Here is a 26,498-nt window from a genome sequence, read left to right as displayed (position 1 = left end):
TGGAGTACGCCGCGGGTCTGTTCGAACGCGCCACGGTGGAGCGGGTGGTGACGATGCTGCGACGGCTGCTCGACGCGGTCGTCGCCGATCCCGCGGTCCGGCTCGCCGACATCGACCTGCTCGGCGCCGCCGATCGTGAACTGCTCCTGCACCACTGGAACGACACCCGCCACGAGGTCCCGTACCCGACCGTGATCGACGGCTTCCGTCAGCAGGCGGCACGGACGCCCGACGCCATCGCCGTGAGCGGAGACGGTACCCGGCTCAGCTATCGCGAACTCGACGCACGGTCCGACCGCGTCGCCGGCGCCCTGCTCGCCCGGGGCGCCGGTCCCGAACATCTGGTGGCGATTGCCCTGCCGCGAGGTGTGGACCAGGTCGCGGCCGTGCTGGCGGTCCTGAAGTCCGGTGCCGCCTACCTGCCACTCGATCCCGACGACCCGGCCGATCGGCTCGCCCGTGTCATCGAGGACGCGGCGCCTCTCCTGGCGGTGACCCATTCCGGGCTCGCCGGTCGCACGCCGCTGCCCGCCGTCCTCCTCGACGAGGACATCCCCGCGGCGCCCACGACCCCGAGCGGACTGCCGCCCGTCCACCGCGCGTACCCCGCCTACGTGATCTACACGTCCGGTTCCACCGGGCGGCCCAAGGGCGTCGTCGTCGAGCACCGCGCCCTGGCCGACTACGTCGCCTGGGCGGCGCACGCGTACCCGGGAGTGCGCACCGGTGCCCTGCTGCACTCGCCCGTCACCTTCGACATGCCCGTCACGGTGCTCTTCGCGCCGCTCGTGTCCGGCGGCCGGATCGAGGTCGGCGAGCTGACGGCCGACCGGGCCGCCGAAGGCGGATACGGCCTGGTGAAGATGACACCCAGTCACTTGGCCGCGCTCGGCGACCAGCCGTCGGTGTTCCCTCCCGGCTGCGACCTGGTGGTCGGCGGCGAACAGATGCCCGCCGAGCTGACCGGCGCCTGGCTGGACCGGATCCCGGGGACGACGGTCCACAACGAGTACGGCCCGACCGAGGCCACCGTCGGATGCGTGCTGTTCTCCGCGACGTCCGCGACACCACTGCCGGACGGCGACACCCCGATCGGGCGGCCCGCGTGGAACACCGCCGCCTACGTTCTGGACGCCCGGCTCAACCCGGTGCCCGTGGGCGTGAAGGGCGAACTGTACGTGTCGGGGACGGGGCTGGCCCGCGGATACCTCAGGGCGCCGGGCGCGACCGCGGAGCGTTTCGTGGCCGATCCCTGGTCTCCGGGCGCACGGATGTACCGCACCGGCGACATCGCCCAGTGGACGGCCGAGGGACACTTGCGGCTGCACGGCCGGGTGGACGACCAGGTGAAGATTCGCGGCTTCCGGGTGGAACCGGGCGAGGTCGAGTCGGTGATCGGCCGGCATCCGGCGGTCTCACACGTGGTGGTGGTGGCCCGGGAGCACGAGCTCGCGGCCTTTCTCACCACGTCGTCCCCGGTGACCGCGGCCGAGCTGCGCGCCTGGGCCGAGCGGAAGCTGCCGGGCTACCTGGTGCCCTCGCACTTCGTGACACTGGACGAACTGCCGATGACCGCCAGCGGAAAGGCGGACCGCCGTGCCCTGCCGCAACTGCAGGCGCGCGGCAGCGGCAGCGCCCCGCACGGTGCGGTCGAGGAGATCATCTGCGGCCTGTTCGGCGCGGTGCTGGGCGCCGAGGACGTCGGGCCCGACGACGGCTTCTTCGACCTCGGCGGCCACTCACTGTCGGTGATGCGGCTGGTCAACGCGATCCGGTCGGCGCTCGGCCGGGAGGTGCCGGTCCGGTCGGTCTTCGAGCACCCGACGGCCCGACGGCTGGCGCGACTGCTGGACGGCTACGGCCGCGGCACCCGCCCGGCGCTGCGCCCGAGCGAGCACCCCGCCCGGGTGCCGCTGTCGCCGGCGCAGCGCCGACTGTGGTTCCTCAGCCGGATGAACCCCGACGACCACACCTACAACGTCCCGCTGCTGCTCTGTCTGGAGGGAGACGTGCAGGTCCCGGCGCTGAGGGCGGCGCTGGCCGACCTGGTCGAGCGCCATGAGCCGCTGCGCACCGTCCTGCCCGGCGACAACGGCGAACCGTGGCTGCACGTGCTGCCGCCGTCCCCGCGGCTGCCACCGACGGTGGTCGACGAGACCGGGGCGGGGGCCGACGAGCTGGCCGCGGCGATCGAACAGGCCCAGCGGCACGTCTTCGACCTGACGGCCCAACCCCCGCTGCGGGTGTGGCTGCTGCGGGGCATGCCCCAAAGCTGGCACCTGCTGCTGGTGCTGCATCACGTCGCTGTGGACGGTCTGTCGTTCGGCCCGCTGCTGCGCGACCTGGATCTGGCCTACCGAGCGCGGTGCCGGGGGCAGGCCCCGCACTGGCGACCGCTGCCGGTGCGCTACGCCGACTACGCGCTGTGGCAGCGGGAACTGCTCGACACCGGTGCCGCCGACCGGGGCGTGGAGTTCTGGACGTCCGCGCTGGCCGGCCTGCCCGACGAGGTGGCGCTCCCGGTGGACCGGCCGCGTCCGGCGGTACCGAGCATGGTCGCCGCAGTGGTGCCGTTCGAGCTGGACGCCGAGGTGTGGGACGGGGTCACGGCACTGGCCCGCCGGTGCGGGGTCAGCACCTTCATGGTCGTGCAGGCCGCGGTGACGGCCCTGTTGACCCGGCTGGGCGCCGGGGACGACGTGCCGATCGGTACGCCCGTCGCCGGCCGGGACGACGAGGCCCTGGAGGACCTGGTCGGCTTCTTCGTCAACACCGTGGTACTGCGGGTGTCCACGGCGGGAGCCCCTTCGTTCGCCGAACTGTTGCGGCGGACCCGGGCGGCCGACCTGGCCGCGTTCAGTCACCAGGACGTGCCGTTCGAGCACGTCGTCGAGGCGCTCAACCCGGCGCGGTCGTTGGCCCGCCACCCGCTGTTCCAGGTGATGGTGACGGTGGAGCACACGCCGGACAGCCGGCCGGATCTCGGCGACCTCGCCGTGACCCGGACGCTTCCCGACGCCACCGCCGCCAAGGTGGACCTCGCGTTCGGGTTCGTGGCCGAAGCGCACGCCGCGGGCTGCCGGGGCGCCCTGCAGTACGCGACCGACCTCTTCGACCGCGGCACGGCCGAGCGGCTCGTCGCCATGGTGCGGCGGCTGCTGCGCGCCGTGGTCGCCGAGCCCGAGACCTCCGTGGCCGACGTCGAGCTGCTCGGCCCGGACGACCGGGAGCTGGTCCTTCGCCGGTGGAACGACACCCGGCACGATCTCCCGGCCGAAGCCGTCACCGACGCCTTCGCGGCGCGGCTCGCCGGTGCCCCCGAAGCACCGGCCGTGGTCGACGGCGACATCACGCTGACCTACCGCGAGCTGGACGAGCGCGCCGAGCGGCTCGCGGACCGCCTCGCCGAGCTGGGCGTGACCACCGAATCCCGCGTGCTGCTGCTGCTGGGCCACTGTCTGGACCTGCCGGTTTCGGCACTGGCCGTGCTGAAGGCGGGCGGCGCGTACGTTCCGGTCGACCCCGGCGACTCGCCCGCCCGGATGCGTGCGGTGGCCGGGCAGACCGAAGCACTCGTGGTGCTGACCCGGTCCCGGCTGCGTGACCACGCCGCCCTGGACGCACTGGGGCTGCCGGTGGTGTTCGCCGACGACCACCAGCCGGCCGGCGCCCCGCGACGGCGCCGGCCGCGCCACCCGGCGCAACTCGCCTACGTCATGCACACCTCCGGCTCCACGGGCACGCCGAAGGGCGTGGCGATCAGTGACGCGTCGGTGGTCGGGCTGGCCCGCGACCGGTGGTGGTCCACCGGGACGGCAGCACGGACGCTGTTGCACACCTCCATCGCGTTCGACCCCTCCACTTTCGAGCTGTGGGCGCCGTTGCTCACCGGGGGAACCACCGTGGTCGCCCCGTGGACGCGCCATCCCCAGCCGCACCTGCTGGCCGAGGCGGTCGCCCGGCACGCCGTCACCGGAGTGGCGCTGTCCGCCGCCGTCTACCAAGCCCTGGCCGCCGCCGACCCGGACTGCTTCCGGGGGCTGAAGGAGGTGTGGACCGGCGGCGAGAGCATGTCGCCCGAGCCGACCGCCCGGGTGCTGGCCGCCGCGCCCGGTACCGCCGTGACCAACAGCTACGGTCCGACGGAGACGACGTTCGCCGTGACGCAGCACGCCGTGACAGGAACCGGGCCGGACGGCCGCGTCCCCATCGGCCGGCCGCTCGACAACACCCGGTGCTACGTGCTCGATGGACGGCTGCGGCCGGTCCCCGTGGGCGTGGTCGGCGAGCTGTACGTCGCCGGAACCGGGCTCGCCCGCGGATACCTGGGGAGCCCCGGTCTGTCGGCGGCGCAGTTCGTGGCGTCCCCCTTCGGCCCGGCCGGCGAGCGGATGTACCGCACGGGCGACCTGGTCAGACACCGTCCGGACGGCGCACTGGAGTTCCTCGGCCGCGCCGACCAGCAGATGAAGGTCCGCGGCCACCGGGTCGAGGCCGGCGAGATCGAGGCCGCGCTGGCGAGCTGCCCCGGTGTCGCGCGATCCGCGGTGGCGCAACGCGAGACCAGACCCGGAAAGTCCGTGCTCGTCGGCTACCTGGTCCCGGAATCCGAGGGACCGGCGCTGTCCCTCGACGTGGTTCGGTCGCGACTGGCCGAGCTGCTGCCGCCGTACATGGTGCCCGCCGCGTTCGTGGAGTTGGCGGATCTCCCCCTGACCCGCAACGGCAAGGTCGACCACGGCGCGCTTCCCGCGCCCGCCCCGGTCACCGGCGTCGGTGGCTCGCGTCCGCCGCACGACGAGCGTGAGGAACTGCTGTGCCGGGTGGTCGCCGAGCTGCTCGGCCTTCAAGAAGTCGGCGTCGACGACAACTTCTTCGACCTCGGCGGGGACAGCATCCTGTTCATCCAACTGGTGAGCCAGGTGCGGGCCGCCGGGCTGCTGCTCAGCGTGCGGGACGTCTTCACCCATCAGACGGTGGCCGAACTGGCCCTGGTCGCCAGACGGGCCACGGAGGACGGCGAGCATCAGGCCGAGCCGGGAGTCGGCACCCTCCCGGCCACCCCGATCATGCACTGGCTACGTGAACTCGGCGGTCCCGTCGCAGCGTTCAATCAATCCGTGACCCTGCGGGTGCCCGCCGGACTCGACCGTGCGAGGCTGGTCGACGCCCTCCAGGCCCTGCTCGACACGCACGACATGCTGCGGGCCCGGCTCCGGCCGGACTGGTCCCTCGAGGTGCCCGAGCCCGGTACCTGCCCGGCCGCCGGGCTGGTGCACCGGGTGGACGTGGCAGGGCTGGACGGGAGGGGAACGGCCGCCGCCGGCGCCGAAGCCGGCGCCGAGGCCGCGCATCGACTCGACCCGTGGGCAGGTGTGATGCTCCGTGCGGTCTGGCTCGACGCGGGCGCGCACCGCCCCGGACGGCTGCTCCTGGTGATCCACCACCTCGTCGTGGACGGAGTGTCCTGGCGCATCCTGCTGCCCGACCTGGCCTCGGCCTACCGGGCCCTGGAAGCCGGGCACGCACCGCGGCTCGCACCGGTGCCGGCGTCGTTCCGCGGCTGGGCCCGGGGCCTGGCGGACGCCGCGGCCGACCCGGCGCTCCGCCGGCAGACGCCTTGGTGGCGCCGCACCGAGAGCACCGCGGTCCTCGGCGATGCCGGGCGGTCTCCGCGACGGCACACCTTCGCCGACCTCGGACAGTTGCGCCGCACAGTGCCCGAGCAGGTGACCGACCGGATCCTGGGGGAGGTCTGCGTGGAGCTGGGGCTGCGTGCGGACGACGTCCTGCTGACCGCGCTGGCGCTCGCGGCCGGACGCTGGCGCAGCGCCCGGCACGGCCCCGGCGACGGCGTGCTGGTGGACGTCGAGAGCCACGGCCGGGACCTGGTGGGTGAACGAGGCGATACCGATCTGTCCCGTACGGTCGGCTGGTTCACGCGCATGCACCCCGTACGGCTGGAACCCGGCAACGTGCCCGCCCAGGACTTCCGGACCGGCGGCGCGAGCGTGGCGCGCGCCGCGCGCCGGGTGAAGCAACAGCTCCGCGAGTGCCCGGACGGCGGCGCAGGGTACGGCCTGCTGCGCTACTGCGCGCAGCCGGACGGTGACGGCGAACCGACAGCGTGGCCCACGGCCGAGATCGGCTTCAACTACCTGGGCCGGTTCACCGTCTCCGGCGAGTCGGACTGGCAGCCGGTTCCCGACCCTGTGGCCGTGCCCGCCGCCGATCCGCGCATGCCGCTGCCGCACCCCCTGGAACTGACGGTCGTCTGCCGCGACCGCGGCAGCGCGGCAGAGTTCACGGTCACGTGGGGGTGGGCACGCGGGCTGCTCACCGAGGCCGAGGTGACGGCCTTGGCCGAGCTGTGGGAGCAGGCGCTGGCCGCGCTGTGCGCCGGCGCCCGCATCGACGGGAACGCCGCCCGCACCCCGTCCGACCTTCCCCTGGTCTCGCTCAGCCAGGACGAACTGGACCTGCTCGAAGAGGATTGGAGTATCTGATGGCTCGTTCCGGGCTGGCCGACGTCCTACCGCTGTCACCGCTGCAAGAGGGGCTGCTGTTCCACTCACTGCTGGACGGCGGGCAGGCCGACCCCTACGTCGTGCAGTTGGTCCTCGGACTCGACGGGGCCGTGCGTCCCGACCGGCTACGCCGCGCCGCGGAGCAGGTGCTGACCCGCCACCCGAATCTTCGGGCCGGCTTCGTCAGCCGACGCGAGGGCACACCCGTCCAGGTCGTGCCGCGCCACGTCACCGTCGACTGGCTGGAGCACGACCTGTCAAGGCTGCCGGAGCCCGACCGGGACGCCGAACTGGACCGGCTGCTGCGGGCGGACCGGGACGCCGGCTTCGACCTGACCGAGCCACCGCTGATCCGTTTCATCCTGGTGCGTCTCGCACCGGACACCCACCGTTTCGTGGTGACCAACCATCACATCCTGCTCGACGGCTGGTCCGGTCCGCTGCTGCTGCGCGAGCTGTTCGCCCTCTACGCCGCCGACGGAGACGGCTCGCAGCTCCCACCGGCCCCGCCCTACCGGGACTACCTTGCGTGGCTGTCCCAGCGGGACCGCGAGGAGGCCCGGCGCGTGTGGCGCGAGGCCCTCACAGGCCTGACAGAGGGGACGCTGGTCCCCACGACCGGCCCCGGACCGCAGCGTGCCGCGGAGCCGGCCCGTCACGAGCATGTCGAGGTCACGCTGCCGGAGCGCTTCACCGCGACCCTGCAGGACACCGCGAAGTCGCTGCGCGTCACGGTCAATACAGCGGTGCAGACCTGCTGGGCCCTGCTGCTGGCCCGGCTGACCGGGCAGCACGACGTGGTGTTCGGCGGAGTGACCTCCGGCCGGCCCCCGGTGCTGCCCGGGATCGAGTCGATGGTGGGCCTGCTGATCAACACCGTGCCGGTGCGCGTCCGGCTCGACCCGGCCGAATCGCTCGGCGACCTCGCCGCCCGCATCCAGCGTGAACAGTCCGCGCTCGCCGATCACCAGTACCTGGGCCTGGCCGAGCTGCAGTCCCTCGCGGGCGTGACCGAACTGTTCGACACCGCTGTGGTGTTCGAGAACTATCCGGTGGACCGGGGCGGCGTCCAGGCAGCCCTGGACGGGCTGCGGATCTCGGTGGAACACGCCGAGGACACCATGCACTACCCGCTGGGTCTGGTGGCGGCGTTGCGCGGCGACCGGTTGCAGTTGCGGCTCCAGTACCGCACCGACACCGTCGGCGCCCAGGAGGCGCAGCGCGTCGTGGGCCGGCTGGTCGCCGCCCTGACCGAGCTGGCCCACCGGCCCGGCCGGCCCGTCGCCGGGACCGATGTGCTCTCCGCGGCCGAGCGGGCCGACGCGCTGGCCCGCGGCCGAGGCGCCGACGTGCCGCTGCCCCCCACCGACCTGGCACGCATGGTCCAGGATCAGGCCGCCCAGAGCCCGGACGCCGTGGCGGTCGTCCACGAGGACGCCACGCTGACCTACGCCCAGCTCGACGACCGGACGAATCGGCTCGCCGCACACCTCGTCGCGAAGGGAGCCGGGCCGGAGCGCACCGTGGCGGTGGCGCTGCCCCGCTCGCTGGAACTCGTGGTGGCCCTGTGTGCGGTGCACCGTACCGGGGCCGCCTATCTGCCGGTCGATCCCGGCTATCCGCCGGACCGGATCGCGGCGATGCTGGCCGAAGCCCGGCCGGTGGCCGTGCTGGACGACCCCGCGTCGGTCCACGTGCCGCAGGCCGACACCGGCACGCTCATGCCGTGCGAGGGCTCACCCCTCCATCCGGCGTACGTCATCTACACCTCGGGGTCCACCGGCAGGCCCAAGGGCGTGATGGTCAGCCACGCCGCGATCGTCAACCGGCTGCGGTGCATGCAGGACGACCTCCGGCTGGGCCCCGGCGACCGGGTGCTGCAGAAGACGCCGTCGAGCTTCGACGTGTCGGTGTGGGAGTTCTTCCTGCCGCTCGTCACCGGAGCCACGCTGGTGCTCGCGCGGCCGGACGGCCACCGGGATCCGCGCTACCTCGCGGAGCTGATCCAGCGCCAGGACATCACCACGGCCCACTTCGTCCCCTCGATGCTCCAGGCGTTCCTCGAGGAGCCGGAGGCGCACGCGTGCACCTCGCTGCGGCGCGTGGTGTGCAGCGGCGAGGCGCTCCCCGCCGAGCTGGCGCAGGAGTTCCGGCGGACACTCGACGCCGACCTGCTCAACTACTACGGCCCGACCGAGGCCGCCGTGGACGTGACGGGCTGGCATGTACGGGACGAGGCCGTACCGATCGGCCGGCCCGGCTGGAACACCCAGGCGTACGTCCTCGACGCCTGGCTGCGTCCGGTGCCCCCCGGCGTGCCGGGCGAGCTGTACCTGGGCGGCGCGCAGCTCGCCCGGGGCTATCTGGACCGGGCCGCACTGACCGCGGAGCGGTTCGTCGCCGATCCGTGGACGCCGGGGGAGCGGCTGTACCGCACCGGCGACCTCGCCCGGCAGGACGGCGACGGCGTACTGGAATTCCTCGGCCGCACCGACGACCAGGTCAAGATCCGGGGCTTTCGGATCGAACTCGGCGAAGTCGAGACGGTGCTGTCGCGGCATCCCGACGTCCGCCGGGCCGTGGTGGTGGCACGCGGCCAGGAGCTGGCCGCCTACCTGCTCGTCGAGGCTCCGGTCGACGGGGCCGAGGTCCGTGCCTCGGCCGCCGCCGTGCTGCCGGACTACATGGTGCCGTCCACCTTCACCACGTTGGCCGAGCTGCCGCTGAGCCCGAGCGGCAAGGTCGACCGCGCCGCGCTTCCCGCACCGCACCGCACCGCGGGCGGCCGGCAGGCCCGTGACCCGCGCGAGGCCATCCTCTGCGGACTCTTCGCCGAGGTGCTGGGGCTCCCCGAGGCCGGTGTGGACGACGACTTCTTCGCCCTCGGCGGACACTCGCTGCTCGCCACCCGCCTCGCCAATCGCATCCGGTCCACCCTCGGTGTCGAGGTCGCCCTGCGGCAGTTGTTCGAGACCTCGACCGTGGCCGGTCTGACGGCCGCGCTGAACAACACCGGAGCAGCCAGACCGCGGATTCGACCGCTGCCGCGGCCCGATCGCATACCGCTCTCCTTCGCCCAGCGCCGGCTGTGGTTCCTCAACCGGCTCGAAGACCGCAGCCCGACCTACAACATCCCCGTCGTGCTGCGGCTGGCCGGACATCTGGACCCCGCCGCGCTGCACGCCGCCCTCGCCGACGTGGTGCGGCGGCACGAGAGCCTGCGCACCGTCTTCCCGGCCACCGACGGCGTGCCGCACCAGCTCGTGCTCGAGCCCGAGGCCGGCGCGCCCCGGCTGGACATCGCCGTGGTGGACCCCGCGGAACTGGACGGCGCGGTCCGCGCGGCCGTGGCGCACGGCTTCGACCTGGAGACCGAACCCCCACTGCGCACCTGGCTGTTCACCCAGGCAGCCGGCACCGCGGGCGGCGAGGAGCACGTGCTGGTCCTGCTGCTGCACCACATAGCCGGTGACGGCTGGTCGCTCAAGCCCTTGCTCGACGATCTCGGTGCGGCCTACGACGCGCGGCGCCGTGGCGCGGAGCCCGGCTGGACGCCGCTGCCCGTGCAGTACGCCGACTACACCCTCTGGCAGTCCCGGCTGCTCGGCGATCAACAGGACGGCACCAGCCTCCTCGCGCAGCAGACGCGGTACTGGACCGCCGCGCTCGACGGCGTCGCAGCGGAGCTGGAATTGCCGACCGACCGGCCGCGCCCCCCGATGGCCAGCTATCGCGGCGACACCGTCGACTTCACGTTCGACGCGGACCTGCACGCCGGTCTCACCACCCTGGCGCGGACCGACGGGGCCACCCTGTTCATGGTGCTGCAGGCCGCCTTCGCCGCTCTGCTGACCCGGCTCGGGGCCGGCACCGACATCCCGCTCGGCACGCCTGTCGCAGGCCGCACCGACGACATCCTCGACCCGCTGGTCGGCTTCTTCGTCAACACGCTGGTACTGCGGACGGACACGTCGGACAACCCCGGCTTCCGGGAACTGCTGGCCCGGGTCCGCACCACCGACCTCGACGCCTACGCCCACCAGGACCTGGCGTTCGAGCACCTGGTCGAGACACTCAACCCCGCACGCTCGCTGTCCGGCAACGCGCTGTTCCAGGTGATGTTCGCGCTCCAGAACGTGGCGGCCGTGACAGCCGACCTGGCCGGGTTGACCGCTACCCCGTACCCCGTGCACGCCCGCAACGCCAAGTTCGACCTGTTCGTCAGCATGGCCGAGCGGCGCACCGCGACGGGGAGCCCCGACGGGGTGTACGGCACGGTCGAGTACGCCACCGACCTGTTCGACCGGGAGACCGTGGAGCGGCTCGTCGCCTGGTACGAAGCCTTCCTGCGCGCCGTGCTGCGCGATCCCGCGACACCCATCGAGCACGTCGACTACCTCGGCCCCGACGAGCGACGCGACCTGCTGACGGCCAGGAACGACACCGCCCGGCCCCTGCCCGACCACTACCTGCACGAGCGGTTCCAGCAGCAGGTCGCCGCCGCCCCCGACGCCCTGGCGGTGCGCTGCGGCACCGAGCAGGCGACGTACGCACAGCTCAACGAGCGCAGCAACCGGCTGGCCCGGGAGCTGATCGCCCGGGGCATCGGCCCGGAGCACGTCGTGGCGCTGGCCGTCCCGCGCTCGGTGGACATGGTCGTGGCGATGCTGGCCGTGCAGAAGGCCGGCGCGGTGTACCTCCCCATGGACCCCGCCCATCCGGCGGAGCGTCTGGCGTTCCTGATCTCGGACGCCCGCCCCGTCGCGCTCATCACCCGTACGGAGATCGCGCCCACCCTGCCGGAGACCGACACCCCGACGATCGTTCTCGGCGATCCCGCGGCAGAGGACGGGCTGTCCGCGCGTGCGAGCACCGATCCCGTCGACACCGACCGCGTATCGCCGATCCGGCCGGACAACGCCGCCTACATCATTTACACCTCCGGCTCCACCGGCCGCCCCAAGGGCGTGCTGATCTCGTACCGGAGCATCATCAACAACCTGACCGGATTCGCCGAGCGGTTCCCGGTCGGTCCGCACGACCGCGTCCTGGCGACGGCGACGATCGCGTTCGACATCGTCGCCGTCGACGTCTACCTGCCGCTGCTGCACGGCGCAAGCGTGCTCATCGCCGAGCCGGAGACCATCCGCAACCCGGTCGCGCTGTCGGGACTCGCCGCGGCGAGCGGGGCCACGGTCCTCCAGGCCACCCCCTCGCTGTACCGCACGATGCTGGCCAACGCCCCCGAAGGCCTGCGCGGTCTGCGGCTGCTCGTCGGCGGTGAGGCGCTGACCAGCAGCGTCGCCGAACAGATGGGCGCGGTGGGCAGCCAGGTGGTCAACCTCTACGGGCCCACCGAGACCACCGTGTGGAGCACCCTGGCGGAGGTCGACCCGTCCCCAACGGCCACCGACGGCCCGCCCCCGGTGGGCAGCCAGACCCAGAACGTCCGGATGTACGTGCTGGACGCCAGCCTCCGCCCGGTGCCGTGCGGGGTCACCGGCGAGCTGTACATCGCCGGCACGGGGCTCGGCCGGGGTTACCTCAACCGCAGGCCGCTGACCGCTGAGCGGTTCGTCGCCGATCCGTTCGACGAACCGGGCGGCCGGATGTACCGCACCGGCGACCTCGTGCGCTGGCGGCGGGGCGGCGGACTCGCCTTCGTCGGCCGGGCCGACGACCAGGTCAAGGTGCGCGGCTTCCGCATCGAACTGGGCGAGATCGAGGCCGCGTTGTCGCGGCAGGAGCACATCGCCGAGGCCACGGTCCTGCTCGGCCGGGCGAGCGACGGCGAACGCCGACTCGTCGGCTATGTCGTTCCCGGCGCCGAGTGGGCAGCCGGCCGGGACGAGCAGGAGGAGGACGAGCAGGTCCGGTTCTGGCGCGAGCTGTACGACTCGCTCTACACCGAGCAGGTCGCGGACGGCGGCTTCTGGGACGACTTCACCGTCTGGCAGAGCAGTTACGACGGCCGGCACATCCCGCTGGAGGACATGGAGCGGTGGCGGTCGGCCGCCGTCGACCAGGTACTGCGCCTCGACCCCCGCCGGGTGCTGGAGATCGGCGTCGGCAATGGGCTGTTGCTGTCCCGGCTCGCCCCGCACTGCGAGGCGTACTGGGGAACCGACTTCTCCCCGTCGGTCATCGCCGCGCTGCAGGAGCAGCTCCGGGCGCGCGGCGAGGACCTGCCGGGAGTGCGGCTGCGCGTACAGGCCGCCGACGACACGGACGGGCTGCCCCGCGACTTCTTCGACACCATCGTCCTCAACTCCGTGGTCCAGTACTTCCCCCACGCCGGCTATCTCGTGGACGTCCTGCGCGCATGCCTGGAGCTGCTGGTGCCAGGCGGCGCGATCGTCCTGGGCGACATCCGGAATCTGCGCCTGCTGCGCTGCCTGCAGAGCGCCGTCGCCGCCCACCGACTCACGGAGGAATCCGACACCTCGTCGGTCCGCGCGGTGGTGGAGCAGAAGGTCGCCACCGAGGAGGAACTGCTCCTGGCGCCCGACTTCTTCGTCGCCCTGGGCCGCTCGCTGCCGGGTATCGGCGGGGTGGACGTCAGGCTCAAGCGGGGCAGGTTCGACAACGAGCTGTCGCGCTACCGCTACGAAGTGGTGATCACCAAAGCGCCCACCGCCGCGCAGCCCGTCGACCGGTTGCCCCGACTGCCCTGGGCGGACCTGGCCCCGGCCGACGCGCCCACCGACGCCGCCATCGACACGCTGGCCGACGCGCTGCGCGACGCGCCGACCGGCCTGCGGGTGACCGAGGTGCCCAACGGCAGGCTGCTGGCCGAGTTCGACGCGATGAGCGAACTCAACCGGGGCGGCGGCGTCGCGCGGGTCCTTTCCGAACTGCACGCCGAAGCCGCCGGGGTCGATCCGGAGGATCTCCACGACCTCGGCGCGCGCTGCGGCTTCCAGGTGGTGACCACCTGGTCCGCGTACGGCCGCGACGAGTGCTTCGACGCGGTCTTCCTGCCGCGCGACGCTTCCGCCGCCGTGGTGCCGGCGTACGAAGGACCTCGGGCCGGGGCCGACCCGCTGGTCCACGCCAACAGCCCGGCCCGCACCCGCAGGCTGCGCGCGTTCAACGACGAACTGCGCACCCGACTGCGCCGGTGGCTGCCGGACTACATGATTCCCGCTGCCTTCGTGGCACTCGATCAACTGCCGCTCACCGTCAACGGCAAGCTGGACCGGCGGGCGCTGCCGAAGCCCGACTTCGGCGCCCTGTCGGCCGGCCGGCCGCCTCGCACGTCGCGCGAGAACGTGCTCTGCGAGCTGTTCGCCGAAGTGCTCGGAGTGCCGAAGGTGACCATCGACGACGACTTCTTCGCCCTCGGCGGCCACTCGCTGCTGGCGACCAGGCTGGTCAGCAGGATCAGGACGGTCACCGGGACCGAGATCCCCATCCGCCGGATCTTCGAGGGCCCCACCGTCGCGGCGCTCAGCGAACGGCTGGAAGCCGAGCAGCCGGCCCGGCCGGCGCTGATGCGGCGGCCCCGGCCGGAGCGGGTGCCGCTGTCGTTCGCCCAGTTGCGCCTGTGGTTCCTCAACCGCTTCGAGACGTCCTCGCCCAGCTACAACCTTCCGCTGGTGCTGCGGTTGCACGGCAGCCTCGACCGAGCCGCGCTGCGGGCCGCGCTCGGCGACCTGGTGGACCGGCACGAGACGCTCCGCACGGTCTTCCCCGAGCAGGACGGCGAACCCTTCCAGCTCGTATCGCCGGCCGAGCAGGCGCGTCCGGCATGCCCCGTGGTGGACGTCGACCCCGCCGCTCTGCCACAGGCCCTGGCCGCGGCGGCGCGGACGCCCTTCGACGTCACGCTGGACCCCCCGTTGCGCGCCACGCTCTTCGCGGTGGCTCCGCGGGAACACGTGCTGTTGCTGGTCCTGCACCACATCGCCGGCGACGGCTGGTCCATCGGCCCGCTCGCCCGCGACCTCACCGCCGCCTACCGGGCCCGCCTGCACGACGAGGAGCCGGCCTGGCCGGAACTCGCCGTGAGCTACGCCGACTACGCCCTGTGGCAACGCGAGGTGCTCGGCAGCACCGCGGACCCCGACAGCGCCGTCTCCCGGCAGCTCGTGTACTGGCGGCGGACGCTCGCTGCGGCACCCCCTGAGATGCCCCTGCCGGTCGACCGGCCGCGGTCCGCGGCCGCCGCACCGGCGGGCGAGCGGCTCGCCTTCGAACTCGACGCCGCACTGCACGCCAAGCTGCTCGACGTCGCGCGGAAGCACCGGGCCAGCCTGTTCATGGTGGTGCAGAGCGCCCTGGCCGCCGTCCTCACCCGGCTCGGCGCGGGCACGGACGTCGTGCTCGGCGGCGCCATCGCCGGCCGGACCGAGGCGGCGGTCGAGAACCTCGTGGGCTTCTTCGTCAACACGTTGGTGCTGCGCCTCGACACCTCCGGCGACCCGTCGTTCGGCGAACTGCTGGACCGGGCCCGGCAGGTCGACCTGGCGGCGTACGACAACCAGGAGCTGCCGTTCGAGTACCTCGTCGAGGCACTCAACCCGCAGCGGTCCCTCGCCCGTCATCCGCTGTTCCAGGTGATGCTGGTGCTGCAGAACGCGCCGCGGACGGACGTCACGCTGCCCGGCGTGCGCATCACCGGCGAGCCACTGGACGTCGGCGCGGTCAACTTCGACCTGGGCTTCAACCTCGCCGAACGGGAACCGGTGGCAGGCCGCCCCGGCGGCGTGGCCGGCATGGTGGAGTACCGGTCGGACCTGTTCGACCGGGACACCGTGGAGCGGATCACCGACCGGTTGCGGCGGCTGTTGACGGCCGTCGCGGCCGACCCGGCACTGCCGATCGGCGCTGTGGACCTGTCCGGGGGAGACGCACTCGACCACCGGCTGCGGCCGGTGCCGGCGGACCGGGAGATTGACCTGGCCCGGATCGAGGAGGTGCTCGCCCAGTTCGACGGCGTACGGGAGGTCGCCGCCGTACTGCGCGACGCCGCACAGCCGTCGGAGCGTTCGGTCGCCGTCCACGTGGTGACCTCGCAGGACGTCGCCTGCGACGCCGACCGGTTGCGCGCCTTCGCCCTGCAGTGGCTGCCCGAGCACCTGGTGCCGGCCTCGTACACCGTCCTCACCGGCACCGACGAGGTCACCGCCGCCGGTGCGGACCCGACGCCGTGGGTCGGTGAGCGGACGCCGCCGGCCACGCCGCGGCAGGAGATCCTGTGCGGGCTCTTCGCCGATGTGCTCGGCAAGCCCGCGGTGGGCGTGCACGACGACTTCTTCGCGCTCGGCGGACACTCCTTGCTGGCCACGCGCCTGGTCAGCCGGGTCCGCGAGACGCTCGGGGTGGAACTCCCCATCCGCCGGCTGTTCGAGGTGCCGACGGTGCACGGGCTCGACGCCGTACTCGACGAACACGGCGCCGGCCGTCCCGCGGTGGTGGCCATGTCCCGGCCCGCACGGATCCCGCTGTCCTTCGCGCAGCTACGGCTGTGGGTGCTCCACCAGGTGGAGGGGCCGTCGGCCACGTACAACATCCCGTTCGCGCTGCGGCTGACCGGCCCGCTGGACGACGCGGCGCTGCGGGACGCGCTGCGGGATGTGGTGGACCGGCACGAGGTGCTGCGCACCACGTTCGGCAGCGAGGCGGGCGTCCCCCACCAGCGGGTCCGGTCCGTCGAGGACGTCCCACCCGGCATGCCGGTGCGCGACGTGCGGACCGAGGAGCTTCCCGCCGAGCTGGCTGCGGCGTCGTCCCACCCGTTCGACCTCGCCACCGAAGCACCGCTGCGGGCGACGCTGTTCCGGCTCGCGCCCGAGGACCACGTGCTGTCGCTCGTGGTGCACCACATCGCCGCCGACGGCGCGTCGCTGGGCCCGCTCGGCGCGGACCTGTCGACCGCCTACGCCGCCCGCAGGCGAGGCACCGCACCTGACTGGGAACCGCTGGCCGTGCAGTACGCGGACCACACGCTGTGGCAGCGCGCCACGCTCGGCGACGAGGACGATCCCGACAGTGTGCTGGCCCAGCAGATCCGTTACTGGACCGGCGCGCTGGACGGGATGCCCGACGAGCTTGCGCTGCCCGCCGACCGCCCGCGCCCCGCGGTCGCCGGGCACGAGGGCGCGGTGGTCGAGTACGCCGTCTCGCCCGAGACCCACCGGTCGCTCGCCGAACTCGCCGAACGCCACGGCGTGACGCTGTTCATGGTGCTGCACGCGGCCCTGGCCGCCGTGCTCACCCGGCACGGCGCCGGCACCGATGTGCCGATCGGCACACCGGTGGCCGGCCGCGGCGACAGTGTGCTGGAACCGCTGATCGGCTTCTTCGCCAACACTCTGGTACTGCGCACCGACACCAGTGGCGATCCGGACTTCGTCACCCTGCTGGACCGGGTCCGGCGCACCGACCTCGCCGCGTACTCCCACCAGGACGTGCCCTTCGAACGGCTCGTCGACGTCCTCGGCGTCGAACGGTCGTTGGCCCGAAACCCCTTGGTGCAGGTGATGCTGGCGTTCGACCAGCACCGTGAGGCCGCGCTGGACCTCGACGGGGTCGGCGTGCGATCCCACCCCACCGGCTACGCCGCGGCCAAGTACGACCTCGCGGTCAACGTCGCCGAGCGCCGCGGACCCGACGGGGAACTCCTGGGCCTCACCGGGGCCTTGGAGATCGCCACGGAGCTGTTCGACCGACGGACAGGAGAGGAGCTCGCCGAACGCCTGGTTCTCTTCCTGGATCAGGTCGCGGCCGATCCCACACTACGGATCGGTGCGGCACGCCTGGAGCCGGCCACCGACCAGTTCCCATGGAACGACACGGACCGCACCGTCCCCGTCGAGCACGCGCTGGCGGCCTTCGAACGGCAGGTCCGACACCACCGCGACCGCGACGCCGTCGTGTGCGGCGAGGACCGGATCAGCTATCAGGAGCTGAACGAGAGGGCCAACCGGCTGGCTCACCGGCTCATCGCGCGGGGGATCGGTGCCGAACAGATCGTCGCGCTCCACCTGCCACAATCCATCGATCTGGTCGTCGCTCTGCTGGCGGTGCTGAAATCCGGCGCAGCGTATCTGCCAGTGGACCCCGACTACCCGCCCGAGCGAGTGCGCCTGCTGTTCGACCGCGCCGCTCCCACACTGGTTCTCGCCAAGGGCGACGTAGGACCGACGACCGCACCCGTCCTGGACCCGGCGCAACACCTGCCGAACCTGCCCACGCACGACCCGACCGACGCCGATCGGCTGGTCCCCTGGACGCCTGACCACCCGGCCTACCTGATCCACACCTCCGGGTCGACCGGCACACCCCGGGGCGTCCTGGTGACCCACCGCGGACTTCCGGGCCTGGCCCGCAGCCTCGCGGATGCCTACCAAGTCACACCAGACAGCCGTGTTCTGGAGTTCGCCTCACCCGGCTTCGACGTGGCGACCGGGGACCTTCTGTTCACGCTGTCATCAGGTGCAGCCGTGGTGCTGCCCGATAGCGACCGGGTCACTGCTGCGGCGAACCTGGCTGAACTGATGGCGCGTCACGGCGTCACGCACACGACGCTGACCCCGACCGTTGCCGCAGCCATCCAGCCCGGTGCCCTGCCGGACGGCTTCGTGCTCGCACTGGGCAGCGAGACGGTGCCCGGTTCGCTCGTCAACCGATGGGCTTCGACCTGCCGAGTCCTGAATGTCTACGGCCCGACTGAATGCACGGTGGCGTCGACCATCACGGGGGCGTTGACCGATGGTGGTACCCCGCCCCTCGGCCGGCCGCTTGCCAACACCAGGGCGTACGTGCTCGACCACGCTCTGCGCCCGGTGCTGCCCGGAATGGTCGGGGAACTCTACCTGTCAGGTCCCGGACTGGCCCGGGGCTATCGAGGGGAACCGGCCGCGACCGCCGGCCGGTTCGTCGCTGATCCGTACGGCGCCCGGGGTGCGCGCATGTACCGCACGGGAGACCTGGTGCGGCGGCGCCGGGACGGCAACCTCGAGTTCATCGGTCGGGCAGACGGGCAGGTGAAGATTCGCGGTCATCGCGTGGAACTGGGCGAGGTCGAGCAGAACCTTCTCGGCCACCCCTGCGTGCGCGCCGCCGCGGCGGCTGCTTTCACCACGCCGACCGGGGAACGGCTGGCTGGTTACGTAGTCGCCGAACCCGGCGGCGTCAACCTCCCCGAGCTGCGCGGGTGGCTTGCCGAGCGGGTCCCCGACCACCTCGTGCCGACCGCGCTGGTCCCGGTGGACAGCCTGCCGTTCACCGCCCACGGCAAGGTGGACCGGACAAGACTGCCTGCTCCCCTCACCCATACGGACAAGGGTGCCGGTCGAGTGTCGGACGCCGCTTCAGGCACCGAGGACGAGCGCATTCTGTGCCGCCTGATCGCAGACCTGCTGGGGCAGCCGGCCCCCCCGGTCGACGGCCACTTCTTCGAACTCGGCGGCGACAGCATCCTGGCCATCCAACTGGTCAGCCGGGCGGGCAGGGAAGGCCTCTCGCTGACCACACGCGACGTATTCGCTCACCCGGTGATCGCGGAACTCGCCGCCGTAGCTCGGTCCGGTCGCCGTACATCGGCGGTGGTGTCCGAGCGGGGGGTGGGGTCCGTCCCGCTGACGCCGATCATGCACTGGCTTCGCGAACTCGGCGACGACGTGGCGGACTTCCAGCAGTCCGTCGTCGTTCCCGTTCCGCCGGGCCTCGGTCAGGAGCAGGTGAGCCTCGCGCTCCAGTCCGTTGTGGACCACCACGACGCGCTGCGGATGCGGCTGTCCCGCGACCACGACACGGAACTGTGGGCGCTGGACATACCCGAGCCGGGGGCCGTCACCGCCCACGACCTGCTGGTCTGCGTGGACGCGTCCACTTTGTCCGGCGAGGATCTGAGCCGGCTGACGGCCCGGTCAGTGGCGGAGGCCCGGGCCCGCCTGGACCCGGACAACGGCGTCATGCTCGAAGCGGCGTGGCTGTCGAGTGGCCCCGGCGCCACCAGCCGGCTGGCCCTCACCGCACATCACCTGGTGATCGACGCGGTGTCCTGGCGCATCCTGGCCGCCGATCTGGCGGCGGCCTTCGCCGACCTGACGGCGGGCCGGCCCATCGAACTGGCGCCCGTCGGCACGTCGTTCAAGCGCTGGGCGCAAGAGCTGGTCGCCTCCTGCGGAAACCGCACCCGGCTGGCCGAAACCCGCTACTGGGCGACGGTGCTGCGCACCCCCGACCCCCTGCTGGGCGAGCGCGCCCTCGATCCCGAAACGGACACGGTCGCCACCGCCCGGTCCCTCCGGCGGACGGCGCCGAACGGGACGACGGCCGCACTGCTCACCGAAGTTCCCGCGGCGTTCCACGGCAGGGTCACCGACGCCCTGCTCACCGCGCTGGCCCTGGCCGTGGACGAGTGGCGGACGCGGCGGGACATCCCGGCCACGAGCGCGGTCCTGGTTGATGTCGAGGGACATGGCCGGGTCGAGCACGATGGCATGGATCTCACCCGGACCGTCGGCTGGTTCACCACGCTGCACCCGGTGGCGCTCGACCCCGGGGCACTGGACTGGGCCGAGGTCCGCCGCGGGGACGACGGCATCGGCGCGGCCGTGAAGCGCGTCAAGGAGCAGTTGCGGTCGGTCCCTGACAGCGGCATCGGATTCGGACTGCTGCGCTACCTCAACCCGCAGACGATGTCCGCACTGGCACGGGCGGGCGCACCGCAGATCTGTGTGAACTACCTCGGCCGGCTGAGTGGTTCACCCGAAACCGACGTCGCGGCCGCCCTGCCCCGGGAGACCGCCACCCGGGCGCTGGCACACGCGGTGGCGCTCGACACCCTCGTCAGAGACACCCCGCAGGGACCGCGGCTGGTCGCCAACTGGACATGGCCGAGCGATCTGCTGGCCGAACGAGACATGGCGGAGCTGGCCGACCTGTGGTTCGAGGCGTTGGCCGGCATCGTCGACCACGCGCGCCGTACGGCCGGCGGCCGCACGCCCTCCGACTTTCCGCTCGTCGACCTGGACCAGAAACAGGTGGACTGGATCGAGCAGACCTGGCCGGCACCGGCCGACGTGCTGCCGCTCGCACCGCTGCAGGAGGGCATGCTCTTCCACGCACTGCTGCGAGGACGCTCGGACTCCGGCGACCCCTACGGGGACGAGCCCGATGGGGACGATCCCTATGTGGTGCAGACCATCCTCGCCGTGCCCGGCAGTCCGAGTCCGAACACGTTGGAGCGTGCGGTGCAGACGGTCCTCGACCGGCACGACGCCCTGCGCGCGGCGTTCGTCCAGCCGCCGGACGGCCCCTGGGTGCAGGTGATTCCAGAGAAGGTCAGAGCGCCGTGGCGGGTGCGCACCGCGGCAGACCAGGCTGAACTGGCCGCGCTCGCCGCGGCGGAACGACGCGAGGGATTCGACCCGTCCGACCCGCCCCTGGCCCGCTTCCTGCTGGTGCAGATGCCCGACGACGGTCACGCGGCGTCCGAGCGATCCGCCGGGCACCGGCTCGTCGTGACCAACCATCACATGCTGCTGGACGGCTGGTCGCTGCCGTTGCTGCTGCGCGAGATCTTCGCCGCCTGCCGTCCCGGCGCCGACGAGGGTCGCGACGGCGACGGACTGCCGGCGCCGACTCCCTACCGGGCGTACGCGTCATGGCTGGCACAGCAGGACGTTCAGGCCGCCGAACGCATCTGGCAGGCAGCACTGTCGGGGGTGGACGGCTGCCTCGTCGTCCCGGGCGCGGGCCGCACCACGGGACCTCGGCGGGAGCTGCACCGACGGTTGCCCGAGCGGGTTGCCGCACGTCTTCGGGACACCGGCCGGACCCTCGGGGTCACCACCAGCACCATGGTGCACACCGCGTGGGGGCTGGTACTCGGACGGCTCACCGGACGGTGGGACGTGGTCTTCGGCAGCGTGGTGTCCGGCAGGCCCCCGGCCGTACCCGGCATCGAGTCGATGATCGGCTGCCTCATCAACACGGTTCCCGTCCGGCTGCGACCGCGGCCGGGGGAGAGTGCCGCAAAGCTGCTGCGGCGTCTCCAGACCGAACAAGCGGCCCTGGGCGAGGCGCATCACCTCACGCTCGCCGCCGCGCACCGCCTGGCCGGTGTCGGTGAACTGTTCGACACCCTGGTGGCCTTCGAGAACTATCCGGTCGACGGGGGCGCCGTCCGGACCGGAGCGGGCGAGGAGGCCGTACGCCTGGAGCAGGCCAGGGACGGGATGCACTATCCGCTGGGCCTGGTGGCCGCCGCCGCTCCCGACGGGCTCGGGCTGCGGCTGATCCACCGAGCGGACCTGATCCCACCGGACCGGGCCGAGCAGGTCATGACCTGGCTGTGCGACGTACTGGAGTCGCTGGCGGCCGACCCCGGCCAGCCCGTCGAGCGGGTCGCCGGCCGGCCGGTCGGCACGGCGTCAGCCATCGGTCCGGCCGGTCCGACGCCGGACCGCGACCCCATCGCGGTCTTCGCCGATCGAGTGGCCGAGACACCGGACCACCCGGCCGTCGTCGGCCAGGACCACACCGTGACCTACGCGGAACTCGACGCCTGGTCCGATCGGCTGGCCCGCACTCTCGCCGCGGCCGGGGCCGGGCCGGAGAGCACGGTCGCCCTGCTCCTCGACCGCACGCCTGCGATGATCGCCGCCCTGCTCGGGGTGCTGAAGGCGGGCGCCGGATACGTGCCGCTCGACCGGCGATTCCCCACCCGGCGCATGCACGACATCATCACCGAGTCGTCGGCCACCGTGCTGCTGGCCGACGGCGATGTTCCCGCGGACCTCGCGATCCCGGTCATCGTCCCGGATCCGGCCGAACCGCCCGGCGACGGCGACCGCGCCGACGTCGAGCTGCGGCCGGTACCGGCACGGGCCCTGGCCTACGTCATGTACACCTCCGGATCGAGCGGGCGCCCCAAGGGCGTGGCGGTGTCCCGGCGCGAGATCGCCTGGCTCACGGGACAGGACGCGTTCCGCACGCCGCGACGGGTCCTCGTGCACAGCCCGCTCGCCTTCGACGCCTCCACCCTGGAGATCTGGTGCACCCTGCTCAACGGCGGCTGCGCGGTGCTCGCGCCCGGCGGCGACCCGGACACCGCCGAGCTCGCCCGCGTCATCCGGGCAGAACGGGTCACCCGGGCCTGGCTCACCGCCGGTCTGTTCCGGATCCTCGTCGAGGACGAGCCCTCGTGCTTCGCGGACATGCGCGAGGTGTGGACCGGCGGGGACGTCGTGCCGCCCGCGACCGCGAAGGACCTCCTGCGCCGGCACCCCGGACTGACCCTGATGAACGGATACGGCCCGACCGAGACCACCGTGTTCGCCACGGCCCACCGGATACCCGCCGCCGACGCCGTCGGCGGGACCGTCCCGATCGGGCAGCCGCTGCCCGGCACCCGCGTCCGTCTGCTCGACGACTCGCTGCGCCCGGTTCCCGACGGCTCCGTCGGCGAGGTCTACATCGCGGGCGACGGGGTCGGCCGTGGCTACATCGCACAGCCCCGGCTCACCGCGGCGCGGTACGTCGCCGAGACGAACGGTTCGGGTCGGCGGATGTACCGCACCGGCGATCTCGCACGGCTCGGCCCGGACGGCCGGCTCGACTACGTCGGCCGGGTGGACGCGCAGCTCAAGATCCGGGGGTTCCGGGTCGAACCGGGCGAGACCGAGACGGCGTTGACCACCCACCCGGGGGTCGCGCACTGCGTCGTGGTGGCGTCCGGCGAACCGGCGCGCGCACGTCTGACGGCGCACGTCGTCCCGGCAGCGGGACAACTGCCCGAGGAGGCCGAGCTGATTCGGTACGCCGAGGGCCTGCTGCCCGCCTACCAGGTGCCGGCGGTCGTCTGGATCCGGGACTCCCTGCCGGTGACGCCCAACGGAAAGGTCGACCGGGCAGCCCTCGGCGCAGCGACCTCCGGACGCCGTTGTGTCGTCGCCCCGGCCAACCAGGTCGAGGAAGCCCTCTGCGCGCTGTACCGCGAGGTGCTCGACGTGGCCGAGGTCGGCACCGACGACGACTTCTTCGACCTGGGCGGCGACTCCCTGCTCGCGATGCGGCTGATCGGCCGGATCCGACACCGACTGGGCGGGCAAACCACCATCAGGGACCTCTTCCGAAGCCCCACGGTCGCCGGCCTCGCCGCGCGCCACATCACGGGTGGCGCGATCGCGCGTGACACGGCGTTCGACACCGTGCTGCCGCTGCGCGCCGACGGCACCGAGGCCCCGGTGTTCTGTTTCCCCCCTGCGAGCGGGCTGGGCTGGCGGTACTCGGGACTGATCCGGGAACTCCCGCGCGGCGTACCGATCTACGCCCTGCAGGCCCGCGGATACGTCGACGGGGGACCGCTGCCGGGCACCGTGTCCGAGATCGCCGCGGACTACGCGGCGCGGATCGCAGAGCTGTCGCCGGGCCCGTACCGGCTGCTCGGCTGGTCCTTCGGCGGACTGGTCGCCCACGAGGTCGCGAGGATGCTGCGTGACACGGGCGGCAAGGTCACGTTCCTCGCCCTGCTCGACACCGCACCGGCAGGCGGCGTGGTGACCCGTGTCCCCGACCGTGCGACGATCCTGCGCTCGCTGCTCGAATCGGTCGACGGCCCGCCCGAGCGGCTGCCTGACGGGCTGACAGCGCAGAGCGCCGAAGCGCTGCTGCGCGAGCACGACAACCCCATGGTCGCCCTGCTGGGCGAGCGCTCGTCGCGCCTGGTGGAGATCGCACGGCACTTCACCGAACTCTCGGCCACCCACACACCGGGCACCTTCGACGGCGACATGGTCTTCCTGCCCGCGGCCCGCGGCCGCGCCGAGGGCCCCCTGACCGAGGAGCGCTGGCGCCCGTATGTCACCGGCACGATCACCACCCGTCCGATCGACTGCGAACACCACCAGATGCTCGACGTGGCACCGCTGCGCGACATCGGCAGCGTCCTGCGCGAGTTCGTCGACGACACCGGAGCGAGCGCATGACGAGCCGAGCACTGTCCGCGCATGTGATGCTCGGGCCCGCCGACGCACCGCACCGGGTGCTGTTCCTGCACTACGCGGGCGGGTCGGCCGCGTCGTTGCTGCCGCTGGCCAGGCCCCTGTCGGACGGCTGTGCCGTCGCACTGCTGGAGGCCAATGACCGAGAGGCACCGGCGAACTCCTTCACCGAGGCGGTGAACCGGCTCAGACCGGACTTCGAGGCGCTGGTGGACCGGCCGACGACCGTCTTCGGCCACAGCTTGGGGGCGCTGCTCGCCCACGCGCTCGTCATGGGGCTGTCGGCGGAACGCCGCAGCCTGCTGCGCGACGTCGTCCTGTCCGGGTCCCGCTCGCCCGTCACGACGAGCCGGATCGCCTCGCACCCCCAGGCGCCGTTCACCAACCGGTCGCGGGCCGAGCTGATCCGGGATCTCGACCGCTACGGCGGCTGCCCGCCCGAGGTCTTCGTCGATCCGCACATGCTGAACCTGGCCGTGACCGCCCTCGGCCAGGACCTGCAGTTGGTCGACACCTACCGCGCGACCACGTCCGTCCCGGCCGACCATGCGCCGGACACCGGCGCGGCCTACCACGTCTGGTACGGAGCCGACGACGAGGAGGCCTCCGTCCACGAGGCCCGGCGGTGGATCGCCGACCTGCCCCGACCACCCCGCCTGAGGGGCTTCCCCGGAGGCCACTTCTACCTGCTGGAACACCCGGAGGCCGCCGGCCGCGCCCTGCGCCACCTCGTCACTACCGGAGATGGATCACCATGACACGAGACCTCTACGAGCTAGGCGAGCTCCCCCCGCCGGGGGAGGTGCCGCGCCAGATGTACGCCGCCCTGATCCGTCAGGAGCGATACGGGATGCCGCAGAACGCGATCAAGGTCGAAGTCGTGGACGTGCCCCCGCTCGGCCCCGGCCAGGTCCTGGTCCTGGTGATGGCGGCCGGCATCAACTACAACGGCATCTGGGCCGGCCTCGGCACACCGGTGGACGTGATCGCCGCACGACAGCGCAAGGGCGACCCCCACGACTTCCACATCGCCGGTTCGGAGGGGTCGGGCGTGGTCTGGGCAACCGGCGAGGGCGCCACCCGGTTCCAGGTGGGCGAGCACGTCGTCTTCGGCGGGCTGAAATGGGACGAACAGGCCGACGACATACGGCTCGGCGCCGATCCGACCACCTCGAAGTCCCAGGCCGCCTGGGGCTATGAACTCAACTTCGGCACCTTCGCCCAGTTCACCGTCGTCGACGAGTACCAACTGCACCCCAAGCCGGAACGGCTCACCTGGGAGGAGGCCGGCTGCTTCCTCGCCGGCGGCGGCACCGCCTACCGCCAGCTGCGCGGCTGGGCGCCGCACACCGTGCAGCCCGGCGACCCGGTGCTGGTGTGGGGCGGTTCCGGCAGCCTCGGATCGATGGCGATCCAGATCGTCCACCAGTTCGGCGGTGTGCCGATCGCGGTGGTGTCCAGCCAGGAGAAGGCCGAGCACTGCCGGAGGCTGGGGGCCCGGGGCGTGATCAACCGCAGCGAGTTCGACCACTGGGGCAGACTGCCGGACTGCACCGACACCACCGCATACAACGACTGGCTCGACGGTGTACGCGCTTTCGGCCGCAGCTTCTGGGACGCGCTCGGCGAGCGCCGCTCGCCCCGCATCGTGCTGGAACACCCGGGCCAGGACACGCTCCCCACCTCGCTGTACCTCTGCGACAACGGCGGGATGGTGGTCACCTGCGCGGGAACCAGCGGCTACAACGGCGATGTGGACCTGCGCTATCTGTGGATGTTCCAGAAACGGCTGCAGGGTTCGCACTGCGCCAACACGCAGGAGTTCCGTGCGGTCACCGAACTGGTCGCGGCCGGCCGGCTCGACCCCTGTCTGAGCCGGACCGCGCCCTTCACGGACATCGCCGAACTGCACCAGCTCATGTACGACAACGCCCATCCGCCGGGCAACATGGCCGTGCTGGTCAACGCCGCCGAGCCCGGGACGACCGGTCTGCCGGGCGGGGGCGCGAAGTGA

General features: G+C 72.6%; 4 protein-coding genes (1 of these 4 running past the window's edge). All 4 read left to right on the top strand.

Annotated elements, in window-relative coordinates:
- Tightly spaced (each overlapping or abutting the next), the 4 genes in view from B1H29_RS00475 to ccrA form a layout consistent with a single transcriptional unit that may run on beyond the window.
- On the top strand, positions 1-6,506 hold the end of the coding sequence (locus B1H29_RS00475; protein ID WP_055422256.1) for a non-ribosomal peptide synthetase. It extends 7,477 nt beyond the left edge of the window; only the last 6,506 of its 13,983 coding nucleotides appear in the window; its start codon lies off the left edge, out of view; it ends in the stop codon at positions 6,504-6,506.
- The gene (locus B1H29_RS00470; protein ID WP_079159915.1) at positions 6,506-24,469 is read left to right on the top strand and encodes a non-ribosomal peptide synthetase; all 17,964 of its coding nucleotides are present in this window, start codon (positions 6,506-6,508) and stop codon (positions 24,467-24,469) included. The genes B1H29_RS00475 and B1H29_RS00470 overlap by 1 nt, the downstream gene beginning before the upstream one ends.
- Positions 24,466-25,242, top strand: coding sequence for a thioesterase II family protein (locus tag B1H29_RS00465; RefSeq protein ID WP_079159914.1), 777 nt, complete (start codon positions 24,466-24,468; stop codon positions 25,240-25,242). Before B1H29_RS00470 ends, B1H29_RS00465 begins: the two co-directional genes overlap by 4 nt.
- Complete coding sequence (gene ccrA, locus B1H29_RS00460) at positions 25,239-26,498, top strand: crotonyl-CoA carboxylase/reductase (RefSeq protein ID WP_199832470.1); 1,260 nt, start codon at positions 25,239-25,241, stop codon at positions 26,496-26,498. Before B1H29_RS00465 ends, ccrA begins: the two co-directional genes overlap by 4 nt.

It is taken from the genome of Streptomyces pactum (assembly GCF_002005225.1).
GTDB lineage: Bacteria > Actinomycetota > Actinomycetes > Streptomycetales > Streptomycetaceae > Streptomyces > Streptomyces pactum_A.
This window is presented reverse-complemented; position numbering and strand designations above follow the sequence as displayed.